Genomic DNA, 26,282 nt, shown 5'->3' with positions numbered 1-26,282 from the left:
CGTGGCTTACAGGCGCTCGACGATGGTGGCTATGCCCATGCCGCCGCCCACGCACAGCGTGACCAGGCCATAGCGCAGGCCGCGGCGGTGCAACTCGTCGATCACCGTGCCCAGCAGCATTGCGCCGGTGGCGCCCAGCGGGTGGCCCATGGCGATGGCGCCGCCGTTGACGTTGACCTTCTCGTGCGGCACTTCCAACTCTTTCATGAAGCGCATCGGCACGGCGGCGAATGCCTCGTTGACCTCGAACAGGTCGATCTGGTCGATGGTCAGGCCCGCCTTGGCCAGCACCTTGCGCGTGGCGGGCATGGGGCCGGTGAGCATGATGGTCGGGTCGTCACCACTCACCGCGGTGGCGACGATACGCGCGCGCGGGCTCAATCCGTGCGCGCGGGCGGCGGCGTCGTTGCCGATCAGAACGGCGGTGGCGCCGTCGACGATGCCCGAGGCGTTGCCCGCGTGGTGCACATGCTGGATGCGCTCGACCTGCGGGTAGCGCTGCAGCGCCACGGCGTCGAAGCCCATGCCGCCCAGCTGCTCGAACGAGGGCTTGAGCGCGGCCAGGCCTTCGAGCGTGGTCTGGGGCTTGATGAATTCGTCCTCGGCCAGAATGGTCTGGCCCAGGAAGTCGCGCACCGGCACCAGCGAGCGGCTGAACCAGCCCTCGGCGCGCGCCTTGGCCGCGCGGCGCTGCGACTCGACGGCGAAGGCGTCCACGTCGGCGCGGGTAAAGCCGTCGAGCGTGGCGATCAGGTCGGCGCCGATGCCCTGGGGCACGAACAGCGTCTGCAGGTTGGTGGCAGGATCCTGCGCCCAGGCGCCGCCGTCGCTGCCAATCGGCACTCGGCTCATGCTCTCCACGCCGCCGGCCACTACCAGGTCTTCCCAGCCGCTGGCGACTTTCTGCGCCGCCAGGTTCACCGCCTCCAGGCCCGAGGCGCAGAAGCGGTTGACCTGCACGCCGGCGCAGCGCCAGTCCCAGCCGGCCTTGAGCGCGGCGACCTTGGGCAGCACCGAGCCCTGCTCGCCGATCGGCGAGACGATGCCCATGACCACGTCGTCGACGGCGGCGGTGTCGAAGCCGTTGCGCTCCTTGAGCGCCGACAGCACGGTGACGGCCAGGTCGATGGGCTTGACCTCGTGCAGGCTGCCGTCCTTCTTGCCCTTGCCGCGCGGGGTGCGCAGCGCGTCGAATACATAGGCGGTGGTCATGTGTCTTCCTTTATCAAAATCAAAACAGGTGTTTCTCCTCCCCCTTTGGGAAAGACAGGGATGGGGCGGCATGCGCCTGTGCGCGGCGCCGGCCTCCACCCCCAACCCTCCGCCAGCGGGAGCGGGCATGGCGGGGCATTTCAGCGGGCGGGCAGGCCCATCGCGCGGGTGATCACTTCCTTCATGATCTCGTTGGTGCCGCCGTAGATGCGCTGCACACGCGCGTCGGCCCAGGCGCGGGCGATCGGGTATTCCCACATGTAGCCGTAGCCGCCGTGCAACTGCACGCAGTCGTCGATCACCTTGCACTGCAGGTCGGTGGTCCAGAACTTGGCCATGCTGGCGGTGGCGGTGTCGAGTTGCTTGGCTTGCAGCAGCTCGCAGCATTTGTCCACGAAGACGCGCGCCACCTGCACCTCGGTCTGTGCCTGGGCCAGGGTGAAGCGGGTGTTCTGGAACGCGGCCACCGGCTGGCCGAAGGCCTTGCGCTGCTGCACGTAGGCCACGGTCTCGTCGATGGCGGCCTGGGCGCTGGCCACGGCGCTGATGGCGATCTGCAGCCGCTCCCAGGGCAGCTGCTCCATCAGGCAGACAAAACCCTTGCCCTGCATGGCCGGGCCGCCCAGCAGGTTCCCGGCCGGCACCTTGACGTCGTTGAAGAACAGCTCGGAGGTGTCCTGCGCCTTCATGCCGACCTTCTTCAGGCGCTGGCCCTTCTCGAAGCCCGGCATGCCGCGCTCGACCAGCAGCAGGCTGGTGCCCTTGGCGCCGGCGGCCGGGTCGGTCTTGGCGACGACGATGACCAGGTCGGCATGCCAGCCGTTGGTGATGAAGGTCTTGCTGCCGTTGACCACGTAGTGGCTGCCGCCGGCCGAGAGCTGCGCGGTGGTCTTGACGCCCTGCAGGTCGCTGCCGGCGCCGGGCTCGGTCATGGCGATCGCGCCGACCATCTCGCCGCTGGCAAGCCTGGGCAGGTAGCGGCGTTTCTGCTCCTCGGTGCCGTAGTGCAGGATGTAGGGCGCGACGATTTCGCTGTGCAGGCCGAAGCCGATGCCGCTGCAGCCGGCGCGCGCGATCTCCTCCATCTGCGCCATGCTGTAGCGCAGGTCGGCGCCGGCGCCGCCGTATTCCTCGGGCAGCGTCATGCACAGAAAGCCGTTGTCGCCGGCGCGTGCCCAGACGGCGCGATCCACATAGCCCTGTTCCTCCCACTGCGCGTGGTGCGGGGCGATTTCCTTGTCGATGAAGCGGCGGAAGCTGTCGGCAAACGCCAGGTGTTCGCTGTCGTAGAGAGTGCGTTCGATCATGGTGTTCGGTATTTATACAAAGCAAATGCTTGGTTAAATTCTGACAGCGAAAAACACGATCTCCAAGCCCTGAAAACACCAAACCGCCCCAAGGGGCGGTCTGATGTGTCACCAAGGTGATTCAGGAGGTCAGTCGTCGATGTAGTCGGCCACCACCTTCCAGCGCCCATCCTGGATCTGCGACAGGCGCGAGGCGTTGCTGCCCAGGTGCTTGGTGGGCGAGAAGCTCATGCTGGGCATGCCGAAGATGTCGGGCTCGGAGGTGAAGCTGTCCATGGCCTTGACGAAGCTGTCGGTGCTCAGGTTGGCGCCGGCCTTGTGCAGCACCTGGCCGAACACGTCGACCAGCATGTAGCCATAAACCGAGAACACCGCCGGATCCTCGCCGAACTTGGTCTTGTACTTGCTGGCCCAGAAGCGGATCGGCTGCGAGGCGTCGTCCAGGTAGGGCTGCTGCACGGTCATCGTTGCGTACAGGCCGTCCATGGCCTTGCCGCCGAGCTTGTGGATCAGCTCGGTATAGGCGCCGCTGGAGCCGAGGAAGGTCGGGTTGAAGCCGGTCTTGCGCGCCTCGCCGATGGTGCCAATGGTCTCGCGGATCAGCGTGCCGAGCACGACGAAATCGCAGCCGGCGGCCTTCATCTTGGCCACTTGCGACGAGAAATCGGTCGCGCCGCGCTTGAACGAGGTCTTCTCGGCGTATTCCATGCCGATGGTCTTGAGCCCGGCCTCGCCGCCGCGCAGCACCTCCAGGCCGAACTCGTCGTCCTGGTAGATGGCGCAGACCTTGTGCGCGTTCTTCTCCTTGACCAGCTGCGGCGTGCGCTGGCGGATCTGGTCGTAGTAGGTGGCTGCAAACGAGTACTTGAGCCGGTGCAGCGGCTCATACATCTCGCGCGCGGCGGTGACCGGGAAGAAGCTGATCACGTTCTTGGAGAACAGCACCGGAAAGCTGGCCACGTTGCCGGCGGTGCCGATGTGGCCGAGCATCGCGAAGATTTTGTCCTGGTTGACCAGTTTTTGCGCCGCCAGCACCGCGCGCTTGGGGTCGTAGCCCGAATCTTCGACCTTCAGCACCAGCTTGCGGCCGTCGATGCCGCCCTGTTCGTTGATCTCTTCGACGCGCAGAAGCATGCCGTCGCGGATCTGCTTGCCGAAGCCGGCCAGCGGACCGGACAGATCCTGGATGGTGCCAACGGTGATGCTGTCCTTGGTCACGCCCTGCGTGGCCTGGGCGTGGGCGGTGCTGCCAAAGGCGGCAACGGCAAGGGAGGCGAGAGCGATAAGCGTATGTTTCATGGAGTTCTCTGCGGGTGGGTGGTCGGAAAGCGACGCGACATCAGGGCTGGGCGTAGTCGGAGACCACCTTCCAGCGTCCGTCCTGGATCTGCGAGACGCGCGACAGATGGCTGCCCAGACGCTTGGTCGGGCCGAAGGTCTGCTCGGGGCTGCCGAAGATGTCCATCGGGATCTTCATCGTGTCCATGGCCTTGGTGAAGCTGTCCACAGTCAGGTTGGGGCCGGCCTTTTGCGCCGCGGCGATGAAGGCGTCCATGGCGTTGTAGCCGTAGACGGCGAGCACCGAGGGATCCTCGTTGTACTTGGTCTTGAACTTGTTGGCCCAGAAGCGTATGGGCTGCGATTCATCGTCCAGGTAGGGCTGCTGCGCGGTCATCGTCGCGTAGTAGCCGTCCATGGCCTTGCCGCCGAGCTTGTGGATCATCTCGGTGTAGGAGGCGGCCGAGCCGATCGCCGTCGGGTTGTAGCCGCTCTTGCGCATCTCGGCGATGGTGCCGATGGTCTCGCGGATGATGGTGCCCATCACGACGAAGTCGCAGCCTGCGGCCTTCATCTTGGCGACCTGCGAGGAGAAGTCGGTCGCCCCGCGCTTGAACGAGGTTTTTTCGGCGTATTCGACGCCGATGGATTTCAGCCCCGCCTCGCCGCCGCGCAACACCTCCAGGCCGTATTCATCGTCCTGGTAGATGGCGCAGGCCTTCTGGGCGTTCTTCTCCTTGAACAGCCGGGGCGCGTGCGTCTGCAGCTGCTCGTAATAGGTGGCCAGCGACGCGAATTTCAGCGGGTGGGGCGGCTCGTACATTTCGCGCGCGGCGGTCAGCGGGAAGAAGTTGGCCACGTTCTTGCTGAACTGCACCGGCATCGCCGCCATGTTCTGCGCGGTGCCGATGTGGCCGACCATCATGAAGATCTTGTCCTGGTTGACCAGCTTTTGCGCTGCCAGCACCGCGCGCTTGGGGTCGTAGCCCGAGTCCTCGATCTTGAGCACCAGCTTGCGGCCATGGATGCCGCCCTGTTCGTTGATCTCGTCCACGCGCAGCTGCAGGCCCAGGCGTGCCGGCTTGCCCAGGCCGGCCACCGGGCCGGAAAGATCCTGGATGGTGCCCAAAACAATGGTGTCTTTGGTCACGCCCTGCGTGGCCTGGGCGCTGGCCCAGGTACTGGCGACAAACAGCGCGGCGGCGACATAAAGCTGGCGTTTCATCGGCATCTCCTGAACGGGTTGGGTGAATGTGACAGGTTGTTATAGGGCGATGACGGCTGCACAGGCACCCGCACTAACCCTGGCGGTACATGGCTTCGATCTGCGGCGCGTACTTGGTCTGCACCAGCTTGCGCTTGAGCTTCATCGTCGGCGTCAGCTCTTCGTCCTCGGCGGTGAGTTGGGTGTCGAGCAGGAAGAACTTCTTGATCTGCTCGACGCGGGCGAATTTCTTGTTGACCTCGTCGATCACGTCCTGGATCAGCGCCTGCACCTCGGCCGCGCGCGTGAGGCTGGCGTAGTTGGAGAACGGCACGTCGTGATCCTGCGCATATTTCTCGACGTTCTCCTGGTCGATCATGATGATCACCGTCAGATATGCCCGCGCGTCGCCGATGACCACCGCGTCGGTCACGTAGGGGCTGAACTTCAGCTCGTTCTCCAGCTCGCTGGGCGTCACGTTCTTGCCACCGGCGGTGATGATGATGTCCTTCATCCGGTCGGTGATGCGATAGAAACCCTCGTCGTCCACGGTGCCCACGTCGCCGGTGCGCAGCCAGCCGTCTTCGGTGAAGGTCTCGGTGGTTTTTTCAGGCAGGTTCAGGTAGCCCTTGAACACGTTGGGACCCTTGACCTGGATCTCGCTGGTGGCTGGATCAAGCCTCACCTCGTTGAAGCCGATGGCCGGGCCGATCGAGCCGGGCTTGATGCGCTCGGCGCGCATGCCGGTCGAGGCGCCGCAGGTCTCGGTCATGCCCCAGACTTCGAGCATCGGCACGCCCAGCGCCAGATACCACTTGACCAGCTCGGGCGAGATGGGCGCCGCGCCGGTAACCAGGAAGCGCGCGCGGTGAATGCCGATCATCTTGCGCACATTGCCCAGCACCAGCCAGCGCGCCAGGTGGAACTGCGCCTTGAGTGTGGCCGGTACCGGCTGCTGCGCCAGCACGCGGTCGGCAATGCGCGTACCCACGCCAATCGCCCAGGCGTAGGCCAGTTGCTGGACGCGGCTCGACTCCTTGAGCGCGATCATCACGCCCGAATAGAACTTCTCCCACACCCGCGGCACGGCGGTGAAGACGGTGGGCGCGATCTCGCGCACGTTCTCGGGCACGGTGTCGGGGTTCTCGACGAAGTTGAGCTTGCAGCCGGTGTAGAGCGAGAAATACTCGCCGCCCATGCGCTCGGCGATATGGCACAGCGGCAGAAAACACATGGCCTCGTCGGCCTCGCTGCGCGAGACCAGCGTGTTCAGCCCGCGCGCGCTGTAGACCAGGGCCTCGTGCGTGTGCATCGCCCCCTTGGGCTTGCCGGTCGTGCCCGAGGTGTAGACCAGGATGGCAACGTCCTCGGGGCGGGTGGCGGCCACGCGCTCGGCCAGGGCTTCGGGGTGTTGGGCGTTCCATGCGCGCCCCATCTCGCGCAGCGCGTCAAGGCTCAGGATGGACGGGTCGTCGAGCTGGTGCAGGCCCTCCATGTCGAAGACGATGATCTTGTCCAGCAGCGGTAGCCGCTCGCGCACCTCCAGCGCCTTGTCCAGCTGCTCGTCGTCCTCGACGAACAGCAGGCGCGTGGCCGAGTCCTCGCACAGGTAGTGCACCTGGCTGGCGGCGTCGGTCGGGTAGATGCCGTTGGCCACGCCGGCGCAGCTGAGTACGGCGATGTCCGACAGCACCCATTCGATGTTGGTGTTGGACAGGATGGAGGCGCAGTGCCCAGGCGCAAAACCCAGCGCCATCAGGCCGCCGGCGATCTCGCGCACCGCGTCGGCCGTCTGCTGCCAGCTCCAGCTCTTCCAGATGCCGAGCTTTTTCTGGCGCATCCAGGTCTGCGTGCCGCGCTGGCGGGCGGCGTTCCAGAACATCTTGGCCAGCGTGTCGCCTTCGACGACGACGTCGTTGCATGGCTGGATGCGGGACAGATCCCAAAGCGTGGACATGCGGCTCATCTCCAGGTTTTCTTTTTCTTCCAGCGCCGCTCGCCGCGCACGCCTTCGTCCTTCATGCCGAGGTAGAACTCCTTGATGTCGTCCTTCTCGCGCAGCACCTCGCAAGCGCCCTCCATCACGATGCGGCCGTTCTCCAGTACGTAGCCGTAGTCGGACGCATTGAGCGCCATGTTGGCGTTCTGCTCGACCAGCAAGATGGTGGTGCCGCGCTCGCGGTTGATGCGCACCACGATCTCGAAGATCTCCTTGGTCAGGCGCGGGCTCAGGCCCAGGCTGGGCTCGTCGAGCAGGATCAGAGCGGGCGCGGCCATGATGGCGCGCGAGATGGCCAGCATCTGCTGCTGGCCGCCAGACAGCAGGCCGGCGTCTTGCGCGGCGCGCTCCTTCAGGATGGGGAAGTAGCCGTAGACGGTCTCCATGTCGCGCGCCACCGCGTCGCGGTCGGTGCGGGTGTAGGCGCCCATCAACAGGTTGTCGCGCACCGACAGCAGGGGGAACACCTCCCGTCCCTCGGGCACGTGCGACAGGCCGCGGCGCACGATGGCCGCCGGGTCGTGGGCGGTAATGTCCTGGCCCTGGAACACCACGCTGCCCTTGCGCGGGTCGATGATGCCTGAGATGGTCTTGAGGATGGTGGTCTTGCCTGCGCCGTTGCTGCCAAGCACCGTGGCGACCTCGCCGCGCGCGACCTGCAGGCTGACGCCGCGGATCGCCTTGATCGGGCCGTAGCTGCTCTCGACGTTCTGCAGGCGCAGCACGGTGTCGGCAGCGGCGCTTGCGGGGGGGCTGTCCTGGCTCATGCGCGCCTCGCTGGCTGGGCGCCCGCCGGGCGGCGCAGGCTGCTGACGTCGTCGATGCTGCCCAGGTAGGCCTCGGCCACGCCGGGGTGGTTCTGCACCTCGCGCGGCGTACCCAGCGCCAGCACCTCGCCCTGGTTCATCGCCAGAACGCGGTCGGAGACCTTGGAGACCAGCCCCATGTCGTGCTCGACCATCAGCACCGTGATGCCCAGGTCGTTCTTGATGTCCTGGATCCAGAACGCCATGTCGTCGGTCTCCTCCACGTTCAGGCCCGACGAGGGCTCGTCGAGCAGCAGCAGCTCGGGCTCGGTGCACAGCGCGCGCGCCAGCTCGACCACCTTGCGCACGCCATAGGGCAGGCCGGCCACCAGCTGGTCGCGGTAGTGCTGCAGATCCAGGAAGTCGATCACCTCCTCGACCTTCTCGCGGGCGCGTATTTCGGCAGCGCGCACCTTGGGGGTGAAGCACAGCTCGGACCAGAAGCCGCTCTCGCGCTGCGTGTGGCGGCCAATCAAGAGGTTGCTCAGCACGCTGGCGTGCTCGAACAATTCGATGTTCTGGAAGGTGCGCGCAATGCCCAGGCCGGCCACCTGGTGCGCCGGCTGCGCCGTGAGCACCAGCGGTGCGCGGCCGGTGCCGGCATAGGTGATCGACCCGCTGGTGGGCTGGTAGATGCGGCTGATCAGGTTGAACACCGTGGTCTTGCCGGCGCCGTTGGGGCCGATCAGCGTGAACACCTCGCCGCGGCGCACGTCGAACGAGACGTCGCTCACGGCCAGCAGGCCGCCGAAGCGCACCGTCAAGTGCTCGGCGCGCAGCAGCACGTCGGAGGGGAGGGCGGGGGAGTGCGTCGTCATTTCAGGCGATCCGATTTCTGGAACGATTTCTGCCGCTTGAACATGCCCTTGCGGTAGAACGGGAACAGCTCCAGCCAGGTGCGCATCTTCAGCCAGCGCCCGTACAGGCCCAGCGGCTCGAACAGCACGAAGGCCACCAGCACCGCGCCGTAGACGACGGCCTGCAGGCCCGGCGCCTGGCCGATCGCGTCGGGCAGCCAGTCCTTGCCCATCGAGATCAGCTGCGGCATCAGGATCAGGAACATCGCGCCCAGAAACGCGCCATGCACCGACCCCAGGCCGCCGATCACGATCATCAGGAGCAGGTCGATGGACTGCACGATGTTGAACTGGTCGGGCGAGATGAACATCATCTTGTGCGCATACAGCGCGCCGCCAATGCCGGCCAGTGCTGCCGACAGCGCGAACGACAGCGTCTTGTAGCGCGCCAGGTGAATGCCCATGCTCTGCGCCGAGATCTCCGAGTCGCGGATCGCGACGAAGGCGCGCCCGGTCGATGAGCGCAGCAGATTCAGGATGGCCAGCGTGCAGACCACGGCGATCGCCAGGCACAGGTAATAGAAGGACTCGGTCGAGGAGAACTCGTAGCCGGCGATCTGCGGCGGCATCAGCGACTTGCCGCTGTTGCCGCCGGTCACCGACTCCCAGCGGGCGAACACCTCCTCGACGATGAAGCCGAACGCCAGCGTGGCAATGCCAAGGTAAATGCCCTTGACCCGCAGCGCCGGCAGGCCGACGACCACGCCCACGGCCGCCGACAGCCCGGCCGCGCAGGCCAGCGCCAGTGCAAACGGCCAGCCCAGGCCGACCAGCGCCGCCTGGGTGTAGGCGCCCACGCCCAAAAATGCCGCATGCCCGAGCGAGAACTGCCCGGTGAAGCCCGCCAGCAGCATCAGCCCCAGGCCGACGATGCCGTAGATCAGAACGAAGGTGAGTTGCGCCAGCCAGTACTCGGGCGCGGCCCAGGGGGCCAGCAGCAGCGCCAGGCACAGCAGCCCGTACCAGAACACATGGCCGCCGTGCTTGGCCAGGCGGATGTCCTGCGCGTAGCTGGTCTTGAAAATGAATCGCATGGGAGGTTCAGCCTTGGGGGTTCACACTTTCTTGCGCAGCTTCTCGCCGAACAGCCCGTTGGGCTTGAGCATCAGCATTACCAGCACCACGATGTAAGCGGCTGTGTCCTTGAAGCCCTCGGGCAGGTAGAAGCCCGACAGCGACTCGATCACGCCGATCGTCACGCCGCCGACGATGGCGCCCGGCAGGCTGCCAAAGCCGCCGACGACCGCCGCCGGAAACGCCTTCAGGCCGATGAAGCCCATGTTGGCGTGCACAAAGGTGATAGGCGCCAGCAGCAGCCCGGCCAGCGTGGCCACCGCCGCCGCCAGGCCCCAGACCAGGCCGTTGAGGCGCTGCACCGGAATTCCCATGTAGTAGGCGGCAAGCTGGTTTTGCGACGCCGCCTGCATGGCCACGCCCAGGCGGGTGTAGCGAAACATCAGGTACAGCAGCGTGCACAGCAGCACGGTGGAGGCGATCACCATCAGCTGCTCGGCGCTGAGCACCAGCGCGCCCAGCTGGTAGGTCACGTCCTTGTAGGGCACGGGCAGCGCGTGGGTTTCGGTGCCCAGGCCGGGAATCATCGTCACCAGCCCGCGCAACACATAGCCTATGCCGATGGTGAGCATGACGATGGAGAACTGCGGCTGGCCAAGGATGGGGCGTATCACCAGGCGTTCGAGCAGCACGCCGAACAGCGTCATTGCGACCAGGCTGGCCAGCGCCGCCAGCCAGAAGGAAAAGCCCAGGCCCATCAGCACCAGGCCGCTGAACGCGCCCAGCATCATCAGCTCGCCCTGGGCGAAGCTGACGGTCTCGGTGGCCTTGTAGATCAGCACGAACCCCAACGCGATCAGCCCGTAGATGCACCCTTGCGCGATGCCGCTGATCACGAGTTGGATAAATTGCACACTGCGTCTCCAAAGATTTATACAAAGCAACCGCTTTGTATAAATCATGCAGCAGCGCAAGCCGCCGCGCATTCGGTGCTAACCCTCGCTTGCAGTCACCACGGTGATACGCTCACGGCCCCGATTCAATGGCGGGCGCGCATGCGCCCCAGGAGATCCCGAGCATGAACTTTCGACATGCGGCCGCATTGGCCGCGGTGCTGGCCCTGGCGGCCTGCGCCAGCAGCGGCCCGCGCCCGTCCGCAGTGCATCAGAGCGTGGCGCAGGATGGCAGCAAAGTGGTGACCATGGCAGCGCAGCCGCTGGCCTGCGAGGGCATGCGCTGCCCGGTGCTGGCCGCTGCGTGGAGCAGCGCCAAGCCGGGCCAGGCGTTGCTCACCGTGGGCCTGCCGGGCCAGCCGGCCGCGGTGAGCGGCGCGGATTTCCGCCTGATGACCGCTGGCGTGGTGCGCCTGCGCCTGGCCGCGCACGGCGAGGCGCCCCAGCTGGGCTACCCGGCCACCGCGTTCGACGTGCCGCTGACCCTGATCGAACGCATCGCCTACACCCAGCGCAGCTCGGTCAAGGTCTATACCGACGACGGGCGCAGCGTGGAGGAAGGGCTCAACGGCGCCGAGGGCGGCATGGACGCGCGCAACCCGCGCTCGCGCGCCAGCGAGGTGATGGCGCAGTTTCTGGCGGCGGTGCAGTCGGCCGGCGGCGGCGAGGGCCTGCAGGCACCCGGCGGCGGGCTGCTGCAACTTCTGGGCGACGAACGCCAGCGCAAATAAGTTGTGCCTCTGCCCCGGGCAGAGGGCAGCGCAATTCATTCCATTTCCATATCAACCGATTACTTTGTCGGCTTCGCTTGTCGTGCTACAGCACTGTCTGCGCTTCACCTTCGCGTACTCGATCGATATAGAAATGGAATCAGGCGGCGCGCACGCCCTCGCGCTCGCTGCGCTGCACGAAGGTGTGGAACTGCTCGGGCGGCAGCGGCCGGCTGAAGTAATAGCCCTGCACGTGGGTGCAGCCGCGCGCGCGCAAGAAGGCCAGCTGCTCGGCGCTCTCCACGCCCTCGGCCACGGTGGCCAGGCCCAGGCTGCGCGCCAGGTCGACGATGGCGCCGGTGATCGCCTGGTCGTCGGCGTCGGTCTCGATGTCGCGCACGAAGGACTGGTCGATCTTGAGCGCATGCAGGAAAAAGCGCTTGAGGTAGCTCAGCGATGAATGGCCGGTGCCGAAGTCGTCGATCGCCAGGCGCACGCCCAGCTCGCCCAGACGCTGCAGCTGCGCGGCGGCGGCCTGCGGGTTCTTCATCGTGGCCGCCTCGGTCAGCTCGAGCTCCAGCTCGTCGGCCCTGGCACCGGTCTCCTGCAGCACGCGCGAGACCAGCGCGGGCAGCTCGACCTGGTTGAACTGCACGGCCGACAGGTTGACCGCGATGCGCAGCGGCGGCAGCCCCTGCGCGCGCCAGGCCACCAGCTGCGCCATGGCGGTGCGCAGCACCCATTCGCCAATCGGCACGATCAGTCCGCCGGATTCGGCAATCGGAATGAATTCGGCCGGCGAGACCGCACCCCACTGCGCCGAATGCCAGCGCAAGAGCGCCTCGGCGCCGACCACGCGCCCGTCTTCGAGCGCGATCTGCGGCTGGTAGACCAGGTGCAGCTCGTTGCGCGCCAGCGCCAGCTTGAGCGCGCTGGCCAGCGCCAGCGTGCGCGCCGAGTGCTCCTGCATCGCCGGCGTGAAGAAGCAATAGCTGTTGCGGCTGTCCTGCTTGACGCGGTACATCGCGGTCTCGGCGTTCTTGAGCAGGTCGTCGAATTCCCGGGCGTCGTCCGGGTACAGCGCAATGCCCATCGACGCCGACAGCGCGATCTCCTGGCCCGCCAGCTGCAGCGGCTGGTCCAGCGTCCTGAGCAGCCGCTCGGCCAGCTGCGCCAGCTCGCCCTGGCCGATGTCGGGCAGCAGCGCGATGAATTCGTCGCCCGACTGGCGCGTGAGCATGTCCTGCGGGCGCAGCGTGGCGCGCAGGCGGTGCGCCATCTCCAGCAGCAGCAAGTCGCCCATGCTGTGGCCGAGTGCGTCGTTGACGTCCTTGAAATGATCCAGATCCAGCCACAGCAGCGCCAGCGATTCGCTGCGCGAGCGTGCGTGCAGAAACTGCTCCTGCAACAGGCTGCGGTTGGGCAGGCCGGTGAGCTGGTCGTACTGCGACAGGTGCTGGATGCGTTCGGCACTGCGTTTCTTCTCGGAAACATCCTCTTTGTGCGCCAGGTAGTGGGTGACGGCGCCCTGGGGGTTGCGCACCGGGTAGATCAGCACCGACTCGGTGTATTCGCGCCCGGCGCTGTCGCGGTTGACCAGCTCGCCCGACCAGGACTGGCCCTTGCCGAGCCGCTCCCACATCGCGCGGTAGGTGCTGGGCGCGGTCTTGCCCGACTGCAGCAGGCTGGGGTTGCACCCCAGCACCTGCTCTTGGGTGTAACCGCTGTTGCGCGTGAAAGCCTTGTTGACGTATTCGATGCGCGCCTGCACGTCGGTGATCACGATGGCCACCGGGCTTTGCTCGACCGCTTCGGACAGCAGGTGCAGGCTTTGTTCGTCGCGCTGGCGTGTGGTCACGTCGCGCGAGAGCATGAAGAAGCGCTCGCCCTGGTCGTCCTGCACGCGTTTGTAGGACACCGACAGCTCGAACCAGCGGTGGTTCCCGGCGGCCTCGCCCAGGTCAATGACCTTGCCGCGCGAGACGCCGTGCTCGCGCGCCTCGTCCAGCGCCGCGTAGGCGGTGCGGGCGGCCTCGGCCGGCAAGATCTCGGCCAGCGATTTGCCTTGCACGCCCCCGGTTGGGCCGTGCAGCTGCTCCAGGTTGCCGGTGTGCAGGCGCAGGTAGCGCCCATGGCCGTCGAACTCGAAGAACAGGTCGGGCAGGGCGTTGAGCGTGGCCGTAAGGCGCTGTTCGGAGGCATGCAGCAGTGCATACGGGCGGCGTACGGTCTGGCCGAAGACGGCGCGAAAGACGAAGACACAGGCCAGCGTCGTGTACGCATGGCCGAGCAGCACGGTCAGGTCGGTGACCTGCTCGTACAGCGCGAACAGCAAGCTGCCCATCGCCATCAGGCTGGAGGCGACGAACAGGCGGCGGGCGTCCGTGCCGTGGGGGTGGCGCGCGTGGCCGCAAAAGACCACGGCGGCCCACAGGTAGAGCGCAATGAGCAGCACTTCGGCGCCGATCTTCCAGCCGGCAGGCCCCTGGCCCGGGATGAAGGCGGTGGGCAGCAGCGCGGGCGCGCCCAGGGCGAGCAGCAGAACCAGGACGACGAAGCCGGCGATGATCATGCCCACCGGCCGCTGACCGCGGCCGCGAACCGCAGGCGGGGCCTGGCCGTTCCAGGGCGACATGGCCGCGCCCAGCAGCGCCAGCGCCGCCAGCAGGCGCGCAGCCAGTGACAGGACAATCGACTTGTCCGGCGAATTTGGCGTGATGAACACCGGCATGCCGGCATAGGACAGCATGTGCGCAAAGTCCAGCAGCGCCACGCCCAGAAAGGCGTGGCCAAGCAACAGCACATGGGTGGGCAAGCGGGTGTGGCGGGCGCTGCTGTAGACCACGGCGAACACCAGGCTGGCCAGCACGATGGCCATGGTCTCCAGCGCCAGGTGCATCGGCATATGCCAGGCATCGTGGCGTGCCGTCAACGTAGGCGCGGGCAGCAGCACGACCAGCAGCATCAGCAGCGCAGATGCCCCGACGGTCCTCAGGCTGCGGTGCATCTGGCGCCGGCGCTTGGAGGGTGAGGACAGGTCGGTCGACATACGGGGCGGCAAAGCAAACAATTGTAAATGCGAACGTGCGGGTAATCTTGATGTGAGTCAAGATCGGGCGCCCGCCCACGCTGCGCTTGACGCACCGCGGTGCGCAATACCCCGGCAACCATGGGGCTGTGATCCGTGGACGCGGCGAAAGAGGGCGTGTCGGTCAATGGCCCTCAATCGGTGCAACCAGTGGCAGGCGCAGTTGCACCTGCAGTCCGGGCTGGGCCGGCGCCAGCTGCAGACTGCCGCCGCCGCTGTGCATGATGCGGTCGGTGATCGTCAGCCCCAGGCCGCTGCCGGGGCTTTGGCCGCTCTTGCGCCAAAAGCGCTGCAGCGCCCGCTCGCAATCCTGCTGGCTCATGCCCGGGCCCTGGTCGCGCACCGTGATGGCGAGCTGCCCGAAGGGTGTCTGCGCCGTTGGCGCGGCCAGCTGCAATGCCACGGTGACCGGCGCGTCGCCATGGTGGTGCTCCAAGGCGTTGTTCAGCACATTGGTCAGCGCGGCAGCCAGCAAGGGGGCGGGCAGAGCGACGCAAGCCGCTTCCCAAGCCGCATCGTCCGCCTGCGGCCGGCAGTGCAGTGCGACCTCCGCGCAGGCCTGGCCGGCGTGGGCGCGGCTTTGCGCAATCGCCTGCTCCAGCGTTTGCAGGAGCACAGCGCCGCAGGTCAGGCCGCGCTCGCGCTCGGGCGTGCCTTCGGCCTCCAGGCGCGCCAGTTCCAGCAACTGCTCCATCATGTGCTGCATCTGCGCAATGCCTTGCTGCGTCTGCTCCAGCGCCTGATGGCAAGTGCCGTCCTGCCCGCCGCGCGCCAGCGCCAGCTGCGCCACCTGCACATGGGTCTTGATGGCGGTCAGCGGTGTGCGCAGCTCGTGGGCGGCATCGGCGCTCCAGCGCCGCTCGTGTTCCATCAGCGCGTGGGTGCGCGTCAGCAACTGATTGAGCGCATCGACCACCGGGCCCAGTTCCTGCGTGTCGCTGCCGGCGGTCAGCGCGTCGGTGCTGCCGGTCGGCTGCTGCTGCAACTCGCGGCGCAGGCGCTGCAGCGGGCGCAGGCCGTGGGTGGTGATCCACCACGACAGCAGCGCAACGCCGGCCAGCGCCAGCGCGAAAGGCCAGGCCAGTGCGATCCAGGTCTCACGCGCCATCTGTGCGCGCAAGTCCAGCCGGTCGGCCGTGGCCACGCGCAGGCCGCCCTCTTGCAGCACATAGGTGCGCCACAGCTTGCCGCCCTTGGTCGCCTGGCCAAAGCCCGTCGCCGCCAGCGAAGCGTGCTCGGGCGCGCCCGCGGTGCGTGCAATGGGCAGCATGTCGACCTCGCTGCGCACCAGGCTGACCTCGCAGGCCACGCCGTCGCGCCCGATCACGGTCTGCAGCGTTGGCTCCAAGCCGGCCGGAACGGGCAAGCCATCGCGGCCGTGCGGCTGCAACTGCTGGGCAATGCTGGCGACCATGTGGGCCGAGGCCACCAGACGCTCGTCGAGCATGGCGTTGAGCTCATGCTCCAACCGCTGCAGCCGCCACCAGCCGACGCTGCCCCACAGCAGGCAGGAGGCGGCCACCAGCGCCAGCACCAGGCGCAGGCGCAGGCTGCGTGGCTTGGAGGCGGGGGCGGTCATGGCTGCGGGGCGTGCGCGGGCGCGCCGCCGCTGCTGCAATAGGCCGCGCCCAGGCGAAAGCCCAGGCCGCGCACAGTCTCGATGATGTCGGCACCCAGTTTTTTGCGCAGGTGGTGCACGTGGACGTTGACGGTGTTGCTCTCCACCGACTCGGCGCTGTCATACAGGCTGTCGTGCAACTGGGCCGTGCTCAGCACCCGGCCATGCGCCCGGGCCAAGGCAGCCAGCAGCAGCGCTTCGCGGCGCGGCAAATCGATGCGCTCGTCGCCGCGCCACAGCAGACCGCTGGCCGGCTCGAGCGTGAGCGCGCCCAAGGCCAGCGGCTCTTGCGCGCCGTCTTGCGCCTGGGCCGCGGGCGCCCGGCGCAGCAGGGCCTGCAGGCGCAGTGCCAGCTCGGTCAGGTCGAAGGGCTTGGCCAGATGGTCGTCGCTGCCGCTGCGAAAGCCGTCGATGCGATCCTCCAGCGCCGAGCGCGCACTCAGGATCAGCACCGGCAACTGCACGCCGGCCGCGCGCCATTGGCGCAGCAGCTGCAGGCCGTCGCCGTCGGGCAGGCCCAGGTCGAGCACGCAGGCGTCAAAGCGGTTTTGCGCCTGCAGCGCCCGGGCCTGTGCCAGCGTATGGGCCAGCGTGCAGGCAAAGCCCTGCAGCCCCAGCCCGGCCTGCAGGCCGCTGGCGACGAGGGCGTTGTCTTCGACGAGGAGGATGTGCATGGACGCGAGGCCGGTGGCCAAAACGCCTGATTCTATGGATGCGGTCATGGGTGGGTCGGCATCATCCGGGAGGGTGCCGGGTGATGCTGGCGTCCTGGATTCCGGCTTTCGCAGGAATGACGGACGCCACGGAATTGCCGTGCACGTGCCGCGCCCCGTCCTCACACCTTGCGCACCCGAACCGGCAGCCCCTGGCGCACCACCGCGCCCGAGACCCAGTCGATCCACACGTTGTCCCGGGCCGGGCGCGTGGGATCGGCAAAGCCCAGGTCGTTGAGGTTGACACCGCGCCCGTGCTGCGGGTTGTGTGCCGTCGGCTTGCCGTCCACCAGGTGGGCGACGGTGCCCAGCTGCCGATGACCGTAGCCGTACTCGATGGCCACCGCGCCGCAGGCCACGCCTTCGCGCACCAGGGCCACGCCCTGGACGTGGGCGCCGGGCGTCGCCACCTCGATGGTGTCGCCGTTGGCGATACCCAGCTGGCGCGCGTCCTCGCGGTGTAGCGAGATCGGGTTGTGCGGGTGCACCTGGCGCAGGCGGTCGGCGGCGATCGACATGCTGCTCATCAGATTGGACTTGTAGCTGCTCATGGTCAGCGGCCAGTCCTTCTCGGGGTAGTGCGTGCGCATCGCCGAGCCGTCGGCAAAGCGCGTGGCGAACCAGGTCGGGCAGCCGGCGTAGCGCTCGCCGGTCATCGAGTGGCGCATCCTGGCCAGGCCTTCGTGCCACAGCTGCACCGGGAATTTGTGTGCGGCCTTGAGGTGGTCACCCGCCCAGGCGTCGTCTACACGATCGAAGCGCCCGCCGCGCGTCATCACCATGGCGACGCGGCGCAGTTCCTCGGGCTTCAGGCGTTTTTCCAGCTCGGGCATCCAGCGCTTGACACCCGTAATTTCGATGTCGTCGTCGCTGGCCTCGCCCACGGGCTTGCCCATTTGGTAGGCGATGTTGGCAATGGCGCGGATGTACAGGTCTTGCGCGCTTTCCAGGTCCAGCGGTTCGCCGTCTTTCGTGCTCATCGCGCCCTTGCCAAAGCCGGGCAGCTGCAGCTCCTTGGCGACGGCGAACAAAAAGCTCTCCAGGCTCACCGGCTGGCCGTCGGCCGTCTGCGCCGTAGCGGGTTTGACCACCGGCCAGCGCACGGTGCTGGTCTTGGCGATCACGTCGGCCCAGGGTGCGCCTATGCCCCAGCTTTCATAGGTGACGGTGTCGGGCACGATGTAGTCGGCCAGGGCCGAGGTCTCGTTGATGAAGGGATCGACCGAGACGAACAGCGGCAGCTTCTTCGGGTCTTTCATGGCGGCGACCAGCGTGTTCTCAAAACCGCAGATGGCGTACACCGGATTGCTCATGTGGTTGATCCAGGCCTTGACCGGGTAGGGGTAGCCCAGAAGGCCTGCGGCCAGCATCTCGCTGCTCATGTTGCCCGGCGCCGGGTACCAGGGAGCCTTGGCGGGGTAGGGGTTTTCGCCCGCGTCCTTCTTGCGCTTGAATTCGCTGGTTTTCTCGTAGGGAAAGCGCGTGCGCGACAAGGCCACGCCGCTGGGTTTGACGGCTCCGGGGAACTGCGCAAAGTTGTAGCGCGGGCCGGGGCCGAACGGGCCGAACGGGCCGGCGTCCAGCACCCAGCCGCCCTTGACGTTCAGGTTGCCGATCAGGTTGTTCAGCATGGCGATGGCGTAGGCGGTGTAAAAGCCCGCGCCGCTCATGGTGCCGCCGTGCGAGTTGGCCACCGCCTGCTTGCCGTGGCTGGTGAACTCGCGCGCCAGGTCTTCGATGTCCTTGACTGGCACGCCGCACAGGTCGGAATACTGCTGCAGCGTCATCTTGTGCGCCTCGGTGCGCAGCTTGACAAAGGCGCTGCAGACTGCCACTGGCGCATCCTCGCCCGGCAGGGTGATTTCCCGCTCGACGATCAACTCGGCCGGTTCGGCGCCGGTGTGCGCGTCTAGGCTGCCGGCGCGTTGCACCAGGATCACGTCTTCGGCAGGCGTTTTGTCATCGACCGGCGCGGGCAGCGGTAGGCCGATGTCGGCGCCGCGCAAGAACTGGCCGTAGCGCGGGTGCTTGGCGTCGTTGATCAGCAGGTGGGTGGCGTTGCTCCAGCTGGCCTCGCCCGCGGCGGCCATGGCGGCGGGGCCGGGCTGGGTCAAAAATGCTGCGTCATAGCGCTCGTTGTCGATGATCCAGCGGATCAGCGCCATGGCCAGCGCCAGGTCGGTCGCGGGCTTGATCGGCATCCAGCGGTTGTTGTCGCCCGCCGCCAGGCTGGACGAGGTGGGCAGCACCGGCGAGACCACCACGTAGCGGTAGGTGTTTTCCTCGCGCGAGCGCGCCTCGGCGAGTTCCCGGCCCATGCGCTGGAAGGGGTTTCCGGCCTGCGCCGGCGCGGTGCCCAAAAAGAGGCCAAAGCGCGAGTTCTTCCAGTCCGGCTTGCCGTGCGGCATGCCTGGGATGTTGCCCAGGGCCGCTGCCGTGCCCACGCGGTAGGTCTGGCCGCAGTAGGCGCCGTGGTTGGCAAAGTTGACCGAGCCGAAGGCCGGGCCGACGAAGCGGCGGATCAGCGGCGTGCGCCCCTCGTTGGAGGCGTCGGTGAACAGCAGCTGATTGGACTTGGGGCCGTACTCGGGGTTGTCGGCGTCGATCAGCGTCTGCGTGTCGCGGATCGCCCGCAGACCGTCCACATGGCCTTCGCCGAACAGGTCGCCACCGTCGCAGATCTCCTGCACCAGCTGCTCCAGGCTGATGCTCTTCCACTGGCCCGAGCCGCGCGGGCCGACGCGCTTGAGCGGGGTGAGTACGCGGTGAGCCGCCTTCTGGTGCGCCAGCATGGCCGAGCCGCGCGCACAGCTGGTGGCGCGCCCTTCCAGGCCGTTGTCGCCGCCTAGCTGCGCCCAGACCTCGCGCACCGGCGTGGCCATGGCTGCGGGCTGGGTGGTCGCCAGCGGGTGGTAGGGGTTGCCGGCAATGCGGATGATTTCGTCCTTCTCGGTGTCGATGCGCACGCGCACGCCGCACTGCGTCCAGCAGCCCAGGCAGCTGCTGGGGCTGACGATCTGCCCCGGCTGGGTCGAGAGCAGGCCGGTGGCCGGGTCGATGCGGAACTCGGGCGTGAGCGAGTTGCCGCGTGTGGCGTGCGCGGTCGCCTTGCCGGCGCTGCCGGTGATCAATCCCTTGGCGCCCTTGGCCACCACCTCGCCGTAGCCGGCGGCAAACGCCGTCAGGCCCCCGGCCACCGCGCCGCCGCGCAGCAGCATGCGGCGGCGGTTGGCGTCGGGGGTGTTCTTCGGGTCTTTGGTTTTGTCGTTCATGGTCTTGCCTTTCGTGGCCGGCGCGTCAGCGGTCCACTCTTGGTTTGATAGCTGTTCGCGCTTGCCTGGTATGCGTTAGAGGCGGTTTTTTATGGATATTTTGTGGATCAGGCGCTGCGCACCTGCCGCGCCGGGAACAACTCCAGCGCCCAGCTGGCCAGCGCCACCAGCGCCACGCACAGGCCGGCCACGCCGACGATGCCCAGCAGCCCACCGCCGCCCAGCGGCATGCTGTACAGGTACAGCCCGGCGCCAAACTTGGGCACGCCCTGCACGCTCATGAACAGCGCCCAGCGGAAGGCCCAGGCGCTGCCAGCCAGCAGCAGGCCGAGCGCCACGCGGTAGTACGGGCAGCCGATGCGCGTCCTGCCGGCCCACAGCACGGCCAGCACAGCCACGCCGCCCAGCGCCGACAGCACCATGCCGATGCGCCAGACCGGGAAGTCGCTCCACAGGCGGGCGGCGGCCATCAGCGACGGCGCGCGCGTCACCAGTCCCAGCGTCGCCCAGCTCAGCGTGGCCAGCACCAGCGCGCTGGCAAGGGCTAGCGTCACGCCGCGCAGCAGCTGCAGCGCGCCGTCCTGCGGGCGCAGGGCAGCAGGCAAAAAACGCTCGACGATGAACATCACGCCGATCGCCGCGAGCCAGCCGGTCAGCGCCAGGTTGACCGGCAGCCAGGCGGTGTTCCACAGCGGGCGCGCGCGCACCACCATGACCTCGGCGCCGGTGTAGACGACGATGCTGAGCGCCGACAGCACCAAGAGCGGCGCGACCAGGCGCATCCAGCCCGGCCGCCCCAGCCACCAGCTGGCGCACAGCGCGAGTGACAGCGTGACGAAGGTCGGCAGCAGCAGCGCGCCGATCGACATCCACGACCAGGGCGTGAAGTGCGCGTAGAAATGCCAGAAGCGCGCTGGCTGGTGCAGGTCGGCCAGCAGCGAGACCGGCGCGGCGATCGCCGCCACCGCCAGCGTGAAGACCACCACCGGCGTCAGCTGCGCCAGGCGGCTGCCTGCGGGCGCGAAGACGCAGGCGGCAGCCAGCAGCGCGGCGCCGGTGGCCACACCGGCAAGAAAGAAATACTGCACCGCCCAGGGCAGCCAGGCCACTTCGTAGGCGGGGGTCAGGAGTTCGATGATCTGCATGGTGTGCGCTCCTTCAATCGTGGGCCACCAGGCGCACGCTGGCCTGGCCGTCGACGCCGTTGACGAACTGGTCGGGCAGGCCGATGTAGAACACGCGCGGCTGGGTCTTCATTCCGGGCTTCAAGACCTTGATGTCGCGCTCGTGCTCGGCCATGCGGCGGTTGATCTCGCTGTGCTCGTCGTTGAGGTCGCCGATCACACGCGCGCCGCCCACGCAGCTCTCCACGCAGGCGGGCAGCAGGCCGACTTCGAGGCGGTGGTCGCAGAAGGTGCACTTGTCGGCGGTCTGCGTCTCGTGGTTGATGAAGCGCGCGTCGTAGGGGCAGGCCTGCACGCAGTAGCCGCAGCCGACGCAGCGGTCGCCATCGACCAGCACGATGCCGTCCTCGCGCTGGAAGGTGGCCTGCACCGGACACACCGGCACGCAGGGCGGCTCCTCGCAGTGGTTGCACAGGCGCGGCAGGCTGACCATGGCCGGCGCCTCGTTGGGGCGGTCCACCTCGTACTGCAGCACCGTGGTGCGGAACTGGCCGATCGGCGGCTGGTTTTCCACCGAGCAGCTCACCGTGCAGGCCTGGCAGCCGATGCACTTGCGGATGTCGACCAGCATGCCCCAGCGCTTGCCCTTCATTCCTTCGCGCCGCGGCGGCTGGTAGTCGGCAATGGCCGCGGCCGCGGGACTTGCGGCGCCCGCCACGCCAAACGTGGTGGCAAGGGCCACAAGATCCTGCAGGAATCCGCGCTTGCCGGGCTGGACGGTCTCTGGCGCCTGGGTGCGCGCCGTCGTGGGTTCTAGTGCCATGGAAATCCTCTGAAACGAATTGCGCAACTTCTCGACCACTGCGTTGGCGCATCAAGCGCCGGCCACCGCTTGTTGCGGCGGGTCAAGAAATAACCTAGGGTTTATTCTTAATGATTTATCGATTATTAGATTTGATAATCATCAATATCTTTGGGTAATTAATTATATTTATATTCCAGACAAACCTTGCGATATTAATAAGCGCAGATTAAGCAAATATTAAATAAATCCGAGCGCATTGCTCGGACATGGTAAATCCGAGGATTCACGGGCCGCCACGGCGCGCCGGACGGGGCAAAATGGGCGCCATACCAACCCGCAATCCAACGCCGGAGGCCTTTCCCATGTCGCTCCAACGTCTTCTGATGCGCTGCGGCGCTGTGTCCGCCGTGCTGTCTTCCATGGCGTGCGCGCCGGCCGCCTGGGCCGCGTGCTACGTGGTGTATGACAACGCCCAGCAGGTGGTGTACCGCTCGCAGACGCCACCGGTCGACCTGTCCAAGCCACTGCACGAGACGCTGCCCGGCATTGCGCCAGGCGGCGCTCTGGTGTTTTCGCTGGGCAACAGCGGCTGCGAGCGCGAATTCAACCGGCTGCCCGCGACTGACACGCTGCGCCACGGCGCAGCGCAGCGCACCCGTACGGCGGCGTCGCGGCGGCTTAAGAGATCGTAAACACGCTCTAATCAAAACAGGGGCGGGCTCTTTGCCGCCGAGGCAATGCAGGGCTGAGACAATCGGCGCATGAGCGAGCCCGTCACCCCCATTCCTGCCCCCAGTCCCGCCAGCGCCGTTGTGCCAGAAATCCGGCCACCTCATTTGCCGGACGATGCGCTGCGCATCCTCTCGATGGATCTGGACGCCCAGGGCGTTGCCCGAAACGCCGACGGCAAGGTCGTCTTCATCGACGGCGCGCTGCCCGGCGAATGGGTCAGCGCCACGACGACGCGGCGCAAGAACAACTGGGAGCAGGCCGGCCTGACGGCCATCCACCGCGAATCGAGCCTGCGCGTGCGCCCGCAGTGCCCGCATTTCGGCCTGCACACCGGCGCCTGCGGCGGATGCAAGATGCAGCATCTGGACATGGGCGCGCAGGTCGCGGTCAAGCAGCGCGTACTTGAGGACAACCTCTGGCACCTGGGCAAGGTGCGCCCACAGATGGTGTTGCGCCCGATTGCAGGCCCCGACTGGGGCTACCGCTACCGCGCGCGGCTGGCGGTGCGCCACGTGATCAAGAAGGGCGTGGTGCTGGTCGGCTTTCATGAGCGCAAGAGCCGCTATATCGCCGACATGGACAGCTGCGCCATCCTGCCGCCGCATGTGAGCAGCATGCTGGTGCCGCTGCGCGGCCTGATCGCATCGATGGACGCGCGCGACACCTGCCCGCAGATCGAGCTGGCCTGCGGCGACACCGTGACCGCACTGGTGCTTCGCCATCTGCAGCCGCTGTCGGACGGCGACCGGGACAAGCTGCGCGACTTTGCCCGCGCGCACGGCGTGCAGTGGTGGCTGCAGCCCAAGGGGCCGGACACGGTGCATCTGCTGGACGAGGGCGGCGAGGTGCTGGCCTACGCACTACCCGAATTCGGCATCACCATGCCGTTTCGTCCGACCGACTTCACCCAGGTCAACCCGCAGATCAACCGCGTGCTGGTCGGTCGGGCGCTGCGCCTGCTCGACGTGCAGCCGCACGAGCGCGTGATCGACTGGTTCTGCGGCCTGGGCAACTTCACGCTGCCGCTGGCCACTCAGGCACGCCAGGTGCTGGGCGTGGAGGGCAGCGAGACGCTGGTTGCCCGCGCACGGGCCAACTATGGCCACAACCAGGGGTTGCGCGCCGCCGGCGCGGCATTGGCATCCACCGAATTTGTCGCGCGCAACCTGTTCGAGATGACGCCCGGGCTTTTGACGGCCGACGGCGTGGCCGACAAATGGTTGGTCGACCCGCCGCGCGAGGGCGCTTTTGCGCTGGTCAAGGCGCTGGCCGACATCCACCAGGCACGCATCGGTGCCGAAGGCGCGCCGCCGCTGCCCGAAAGCGCGCAGGAGTGGACGGCACCGCGGCGCATCGTCTACGTCAGCTGCAACCCCGCTACGCTGGCGCGCGACGCAGGGCTGCTGGTGCACCAGGCAGGCTACCGCTGCACGGCGGCGGGCATGGTCAATATGTTTCCGCACACGGCGCACGTGGAGAGCATCGCGGTGTTCGAGCGCGAAGGCGCATAAGCCAAAGCCCGCATTGCGCGGGCCTGTCATGGGTCGGTTGACGGCGTGGCGCCGATGGCCGCTCAGCTGCGTGGCAACTGCTCGTCGTCTTCACTGTCGCGGCTGCGCCGGCGGGGCTTGGCGGGTTCGGGCGCCAGCTGCGTGAGCACCGAGGGCGTGCCTTCGATCTTGTTCTCGCGCATATACAAGTCCATGTCCTTCCAGCCGGCGAACACGTCGGCCTTGTTGGCCGCGGGGTTGAGCGTGTAGCAGTCCTCCAGGCCGCGCAGCGCGTGGCGGCAGGCGCCGCCCACAGCCTTGGCCTCGGCCTGTTTTTGCAGCAGGCGCGGGTCAGGGCCCAGGCCGGGAATGTCCTTGAGGTCACAGCCGGCCAACACCAGCAGCGCTGCGCCCGCCAGGCAGATGCGCAGTGCGCTTCGAGGCAGCGGACGAGAGGAGGGTATGGGCGCAGGCATCGGCATATACGAACGGTATCGGCGTTTGGTGACCGGGCTTTAATTCTTGACACAAAAAACCCCTGCCGGAATGCACCGGCAGGGGGCGCCGTACAGGGGAGGGGGGCTCAGTCGTCGCCGCCGAAGATGCCCAGCAGCATCAGCAGGCTCTGGAAGACGTTGAACAGATCCAGGTACAGCGCCAGCGTGGCCGTGATGTAGTTGGTCTCGCCGCCGTCCAGCACGCGCTTGATGTCATACAGCATGAAGGCGCTGAAAATGCCGATGGCAGCGACCGAGATTGCCATCACGCCGGCCGACGAGGCGACGAACACGTTGATGATTGCGGCCACCATCAGCACGACGGCGCCGACGAACAGCCACTTGCCCATGCCTGACAGGTCGCGCTTGATCACGGTGGCGAGGCTGGCCATCACGAAGAACACGCCCGCCGTGCCGGCAAACGCGGTCATGATCAGCTCGCTGCCGTTCTGGAAACCCAGGATCATGCCGATCAGGCGCGAGAGCATCAGCCCCATGAAGAAGGTGAAGGCCAGCAGCACGCCCACGCCTGCGCCCGAGTTCTTCGTCTTCTCGATGGCAAACATGAAGCCGAACGCGCCGCCCAGGAAGACGATCAGGCCCAGGCCGCCCGACAACGCCATCGTGATGCCGGTGGACAGGCCGACCCAGGCGCCCAGCACCGTGGGCAGCAGGCTCAGCGCCAGCAGCCAGTAGGTATTGCGCAGCACGCGGTGGCGCTGCTCTTGCGACAGTCCGTAGCCAGCGGCGCTGCCGTAGCGGGTCAGAGGTGTGTTCATTGGTTGCTCCAGGGCGGTAGTCTCGTTCAAAGAAGGTGCTGCGACGAGGCCGGGCGGCTTGAACCCGTCCCGGCCCGCAGCTCGATTCACAGCAGCCACCAAGCATAAGCTGGATGCTGCGCCGCATTTTGCAATCCCTATCACCATACCCGTGATTTTGGTTGGCATTGCTTTGCCGGCGCTGCACGCACTGCCCATATGCCATGCAGTTATGCTGTCTGCTTCATTGATTCTCGACCAAGGAAAAAGTTGCCATGCAACACCAAGCAACCCTCGAATTGTCCGATCTCAAGGCCATTGCCGCTGCCGCCGAGGCCGAGGCGCAGAAAAACCAGTGGGCGGTGACGATTGCCATCGTCGACGCCGGCGGCCACCCGCTGTGGCTGCAGCGCCTGGACGGCGCGGCGCCCATCTCGGCACACATTGCCCAGGCCAAGGCGCATTCGGCAGCACTGGGCCGGCGCGAGACCAAGGGGTTCGAGGACATGATCAACGGCGGGCGCACATCCTTCCTGTCGGCGCCGGCGATCCAGGGCATGCTTGAAGGCGGCGTGCCCATCGTCAAGGATGGCCACTGCCTGGGCGCCGTGGGCGTGAGCGGCGTCAAGTCCACCGAAGATGTCCAGGTGGCGCGCGCCGGCATCGCCGCGTTGGGGCTGTAAACACGCTCCAAGACAGGCGCCGGGGCGCACCGGTTCGGAGGGTGTGCAGAATTTTGTGTAAACGGACAATCCACCGCCGGCGTAAGCCGGCCTGTCCGTAAGCGCAATGAACACCAAGAAACACGACGTACCCGAAGAACTGCTGTCTGGCCTGCTGGCCAA

Annotated in this window: 21 protein-coding genes; 4 read left to right on the top strand and 17 right to left on the bottom strand. The window is 67.1% G+C overall.

Annotation, left to right across the window (positions count from 1 at the left end):
* Positions 1-6 precede the first annotated feature (6 nt).
* From ABD767_RS14575 to ABD767_RS14535, 9 genes are all read right to left on the bottom strand, one after another.
* Positions 7-1,212, bottom strand: a complete 1,206-nt coding sequence (locus ABD767_RS14575; RefSeq protein ID WP_103045857.1) for an acetyl-CoA C-acetyltransferase — start codon at positions 1,210-1,212, stop codon at positions 7-9.
* Positions 1,213-1,352: 140 nt separating this feature from the next.
* Positions 1,353-2,519 (bottom strand): acyl-CoA dehydrogenase family protein, encoded by a 1,167-nt coding sequence (locus tag ABD767_RS14570; RefSeq protein WP_103045856.1) that lies wholly within the window; start codon positions 2,517-2,519, stop codon positions 1,353-1,355.
* Between the two features lie 129 nt (positions 2,520-2,648).
* Complete coding sequence (locus ABD767_RS14565; RefSeq protein WP_103045855.1) at positions 2,649-3,818, bottom strand: ABC transporter substrate-binding protein; 1,170 nt, start codon at positions 3,816-3,818, stop codon at positions 2,649-2,651.
* 40 nt (positions 3,819-3,858) lie between these two features.
* Entirely contained in the window at positions 3,859-5,022 is a 1,164-nt protein-coding gene (locus ABD767_RS14560) for an ABC transporter substrate-binding protein (RefSeq protein WP_103045854.1), read from the bottom strand.
* Between the two features lie 73 nt (positions 5,023-5,095).
* A complete protein-coding gene (locus ABD767_RS14555; protein ID WP_103045861.1) occupies positions 5,096-6,958 on the bottom strand; it encodes an AMP-binding protein in 1,863 nt (620 codons plus the stop codon).
* Positions 6,959-6,963: 5 nt separating this feature from the next.
* A complete protein-coding gene (locus ABD767_RS14550; RefSeq protein ID WP_103045853.1) occupies positions 6,964-7,767 on the bottom strand; it encodes an ATP-binding cassette domain-containing protein in 804 nt (267 codons plus the stop codon).
* On the bottom strand, positions 7,764-8,624 hold the full coding sequence (locus ABD767_RS14545) for an ATP-binding cassette domain-containing protein (RefSeq protein ID WP_103045852.1): 861 nt from the start codon (positions 8,622-8,624) through the stop codon (positions 7,764-7,766). The genes ABD767_RS14550 and ABD767_RS14545 overlap by 4 nt, the downstream gene beginning before the upstream one ends.
* The gene (locus ABD767_RS14540; RefSeq protein ID WP_103045851.1) at positions 8,621-9,697 is read right to left on the bottom strand and encodes an ABC transporter permease subunit; all 1,077 of its coding nucleotides are present in this window, start codon (positions 9,695-9,697) and stop codon (positions 8,621-8,623) included. The genes ABD767_RS14545 and ABD767_RS14540 overlap by 4 nt, the downstream gene beginning before the upstream one ends.
* 21 nt (positions 9,698-9,718) lie before the next feature.
* Positions 9,719-10,591, bottom strand: coding sequence for an ABC transporter permease subunit (locus ABD767_RS14535; RefSeq protein WP_103045850.1), 873 nt, complete (start codon positions 10,589-10,591; stop codon positions 9,719-9,721).
* 164 nt (positions 10,592-10,755) lie between these two features.
* Between ABD767_RS14535 and ABD767_RS14530 the strand changes: the two genes are divergently transcribed.
* Entirely contained in the window at positions 10,756-11,361 is a 606-nt protein-coding gene (locus tag ABD767_RS14530) for a hypothetical protein (protein ID WP_146031493.1), read from the top strand.
* A 139-nt stretch (positions 11,362-11,500) separates the two neighbouring features.
* On the opposite strand, the gene ABD767_RS14525 is transcribed toward ABD767_RS14530, so the two are convergent.
* From ABD767_RS14525 to dsrO, 6 genes are all read right to left on the bottom strand, one after another.
* The gene (locus tag ABD767_RS14525; protein WP_344869860.1) at positions 11,501-14,389 is read right to left on the bottom strand and encodes a bifunctional diguanylate cyclase/phosphodiesterase; all 2,889 of its coding nucleotides are present in this window, start codon (positions 14,387-14,389) and stop codon (positions 11,501-11,503) included.
* A 163-nt stretch (positions 14,390-14,552) separates the two neighbouring features.
* Entirely contained in the window at positions 14,553-16,007 is a 1,455-nt protein-coding gene (locus ABD767_RS14520; protein WP_344869859.1) for an ATP-binding protein, read from the bottom strand.
* On the bottom strand, positions 16,004-16,720 hold the full coding sequence (locus tag ABD767_RS14515; protein WP_344869858.1) for a response regulator: 717 nt from the start codon (positions 16,718-16,720) through the stop codon (positions 16,004-16,006). Before ABD767_RS14515 ends, ABD767_RS14520 begins: the two co-directional genes overlap by 4 nt.
* A gap of 161 nt (positions 16,721-16,881) precedes the next feature.
* Positions 16,882-20,031 (bottom strand): tetrathionate reductase subunit A, encoded by a 3,150-nt coding sequence (locus tag ABD767_RS14510; RefSeq protein ID WP_344869857.1) that lies wholly within the window; start codon positions 20,029-20,031, stop codon positions 16,882-16,884.
* Positions 20,032-20,138: 107 nt separating this feature from the next.
* Positions 20,139-21,176 carry an NrfD/PsrC family molybdoenzyme membrane anchor subunit gene (gene nrfD, locus ABD767_RS14505; RefSeq protein WP_344869856.1) on the bottom strand — a complete coding sequence of 346 codons (1,038 nt, stop codon included), beginning with the start codon at positions 21,174-21,176 and terminating at the stop codon, positions 20,139-20,141.
* Between the two features lie 13 nt (positions 21,177-21,189).
* Positions 21,190-21,978 (bottom strand): sulfate reduction electron transfer complex DsrMKJOP subunit DsrO, encoded by a 789-nt coding sequence (dsrO, locus tag ABD767_RS14500; RefSeq protein ID WP_103046024.1) that lies wholly within the window; start codon positions 21,976-21,978, stop codon positions 21,190-21,192.
* Positions 21,979-22,322: 344 nt separating this feature from the next.
* Between dsrO and ABD767_RS14495 the strand changes: the two genes are divergently transcribed.
* The gene (locus ABD767_RS14495) at positions 22,323-22,652 is read left to right on the top strand and encodes a hypothetical protein (RefSeq protein WP_425549928.1); all 330 of its coding nucleotides are present in this window, start codon (positions 22,323-22,325) and stop codon (positions 22,650-22,652) included.
* A 69-nt stretch (positions 22,653-22,721) separates the two neighbouring features.
* Positions 22,722-24,203 (top strand): 23S rRNA (uracil(1939)-C(5))-methyltransferase RlmD, encoded by a 1,482-nt coding sequence (gene rlmD, locus ABD767_RS14490; RefSeq protein ID WP_103046025.1) that lies wholly within the window; start codon positions 22,722-22,724, stop codon positions 24,201-24,203.
* Positions 24,204-24,265: 62 nt separating this feature from the next.
* On the opposite strand, the gene ABD767_RS14485 is transcribed toward rlmD, so the two are convergent.
* Together ABD767_RS14485 and ABD767_RS14480 are read right to left on the bottom strand one after the other, a co-directional pair.
* Entirely contained in the window at positions 24,266-24,658 is a 393-nt protein-coding gene (locus ABD767_RS14485; RefSeq protein ID WP_344869855.1) for a hypothetical protein, read from the bottom strand.
* A gap of 107 nt (positions 24,659-24,765) precedes the next feature.
* Positions 24,766-25,458, bottom strand: a complete 693-nt coding sequence (locus ABD767_RS14480; RefSeq protein ID WP_103046026.1) for a Bax inhibitor-1 family protein — start codon at positions 25,456-25,458, stop codon at positions 24,766-24,768.
* Between the two features lie 254 nt (positions 25,459-25,712).
* On the opposite strand from ABD767_RS14480, the gene ABD767_RS14475 reads away from it, so the two are divergent.
* Positions 25,713-26,120, top strand: a complete 408-nt coding sequence (locus tag ABD767_RS14475) for a heme-binding protein (protein ID WP_103046027.1) — start codon at positions 25,713-25,715, stop codon at positions 26,118-26,120.
* Positions 26,121-26,282 lie beyond the last annotated feature (162 nt).

It is taken from the genome of Comamonas faecalis, from assembly GCF_039538025.1.
In the GTDB taxonomy this organism is placed as follows: domain Bacteria; phylum Pseudomonadota; class Gammaproteobacteria; order Burkholderiales; family Burkholderiaceae_C; genus Comamonas_C; species Comamonas_C faecalis.
This window is presented reverse-complemented; position numbering and strand designations above follow the sequence as displayed.

Coding starts and splice junctions, on each gene's coding strand:
- ABD767_RS14485 (WP_344869855.1), bottom strand. CDS start 24,658: ATGCCTGCGCCCATACCCTCCTCTCGTCCGCTGCCTCGAAGCGCACTG.
- rlmD (WP_103046025.1), top strand. CDS start 22,722: ATGAGCGAGCCCGTCACCCCCATTCCTGCCCCCAGTCCCGCCAGCGCC.
- ABD767_RS14530 (WP_146031493.1), top strand. CDS start 10,756: ATGAACTTTCGACATGCGGCCGCATTGGCCGCGGTGCTGGCCCTGGCG.
- ABD767_RS14480 (WP_103046026.1), bottom strand. CDS start 25,458: ATGAACACACCTCTGACCCGCTACGGCAGCGCCGCTGGCTACGGACTG.
- ABD767_RS14545 (WP_103045852.1), bottom strand. CDS start 8,624: ATGACGACGCACTCCCCCGCCCTCCCCTCCGACGTGCTGCTGCGCGCC.
- ABD767_RS14560 (WP_103045854.1), bottom strand. CDS start 5,022: ATGAAACGCCAGCTTTATGTCGCCGCCGCGCTGTTTGTCGCCAGTACC.
- ABD767_RS14570 (WP_103045856.1), bottom strand. CDS start 2,519: ATGATCGAACGCACTCTCTACGACAGCGAACACCTGGCGTTTGCCGAC.
- dsrO (WP_103046024.1), bottom strand. CDS start 21,978: ATGGCACTAGAACCCACGACGGCGCGCACCCAGGCGCCAGAGACCGTC.
- ABD767_RS14550 (WP_103045853.1), bottom strand. CDS start 7,767: ATGAGCCAGGACAGCCCCCCCGCAAGCGCCGCTGCCGACACCGTGCTG.
- ABD767_RS14510 (WP_344869857.1), bottom strand. CDS start 20,031: ATGAACGACAAAACCAAAGACCCGAAGAACACCCCCGACGCCAACCGC.
- ABD767_RS14555 (WP_103045861.1), bottom strand. CDS start 6,958: ATGTCCACGCTTTGGGATCTGTCCCGCATCCAGCCATGCAACGACGTC.
- ABD767_RS14575 (WP_103045857.1), bottom strand. CDS start 1,212: ATGACCACCGCCTATGTATTCGACGCGCTGCGCACCCCGCGCGGCAAG.
- ABD767_RS14565 (WP_103045855.1), bottom strand. CDS start 3,818: ATGAAACATACGCTTATCGCTCTCGCCTCCCTTGCCGTTGCCGCCTTT.
- ABD767_RS14520 (WP_344869859.1), bottom strand. CDS start 16,007: ATGACCGCCCCCGCCTCCAAGCCACGCAGCCTGCGCCTGCGCCTGGTG.
- nrfD (WP_344869856.1), bottom strand. CDS start 21,176: ATGCAGATCATCGAACTCCTGACCCCCGCCTACGAAGTGGCCTGGCTG.
- ABD767_RS14540 (WP_103045851.1), bottom strand. CDS start 9,697: ATGCGATTCATTTTCAAGACCAGCTACGCGCAGGACATCCGCCTGGCC.
- ABD767_RS14495 (WP_425549928.1), top strand. CDS start 22,323: ATGTCGCTCCAACGTCTTCTGATGCGCTGCGGCGCTGTGTCCGCCGTG.
- ABD767_RS14515 (WP_344869858.1), bottom strand. CDS start 16,720: ATGCACATCCTCCTCGTCGAAGACAACGCCCTCGTCGCCAGCGGCCTG.
- ABD767_RS14475 (WP_103046027.1), top strand. CDS start 25,713: ATGCAACACCAAGCAACCCTCGAATTGTCCGATCTCAAGGCCATTGCC.
- ABD767_RS14525 (WP_344869860.1), bottom strand. CDS start 14,389: ATGTCGACCGACCTGTCCTCACCCTCCAAGCGCCGGCGCCAGATGCAC.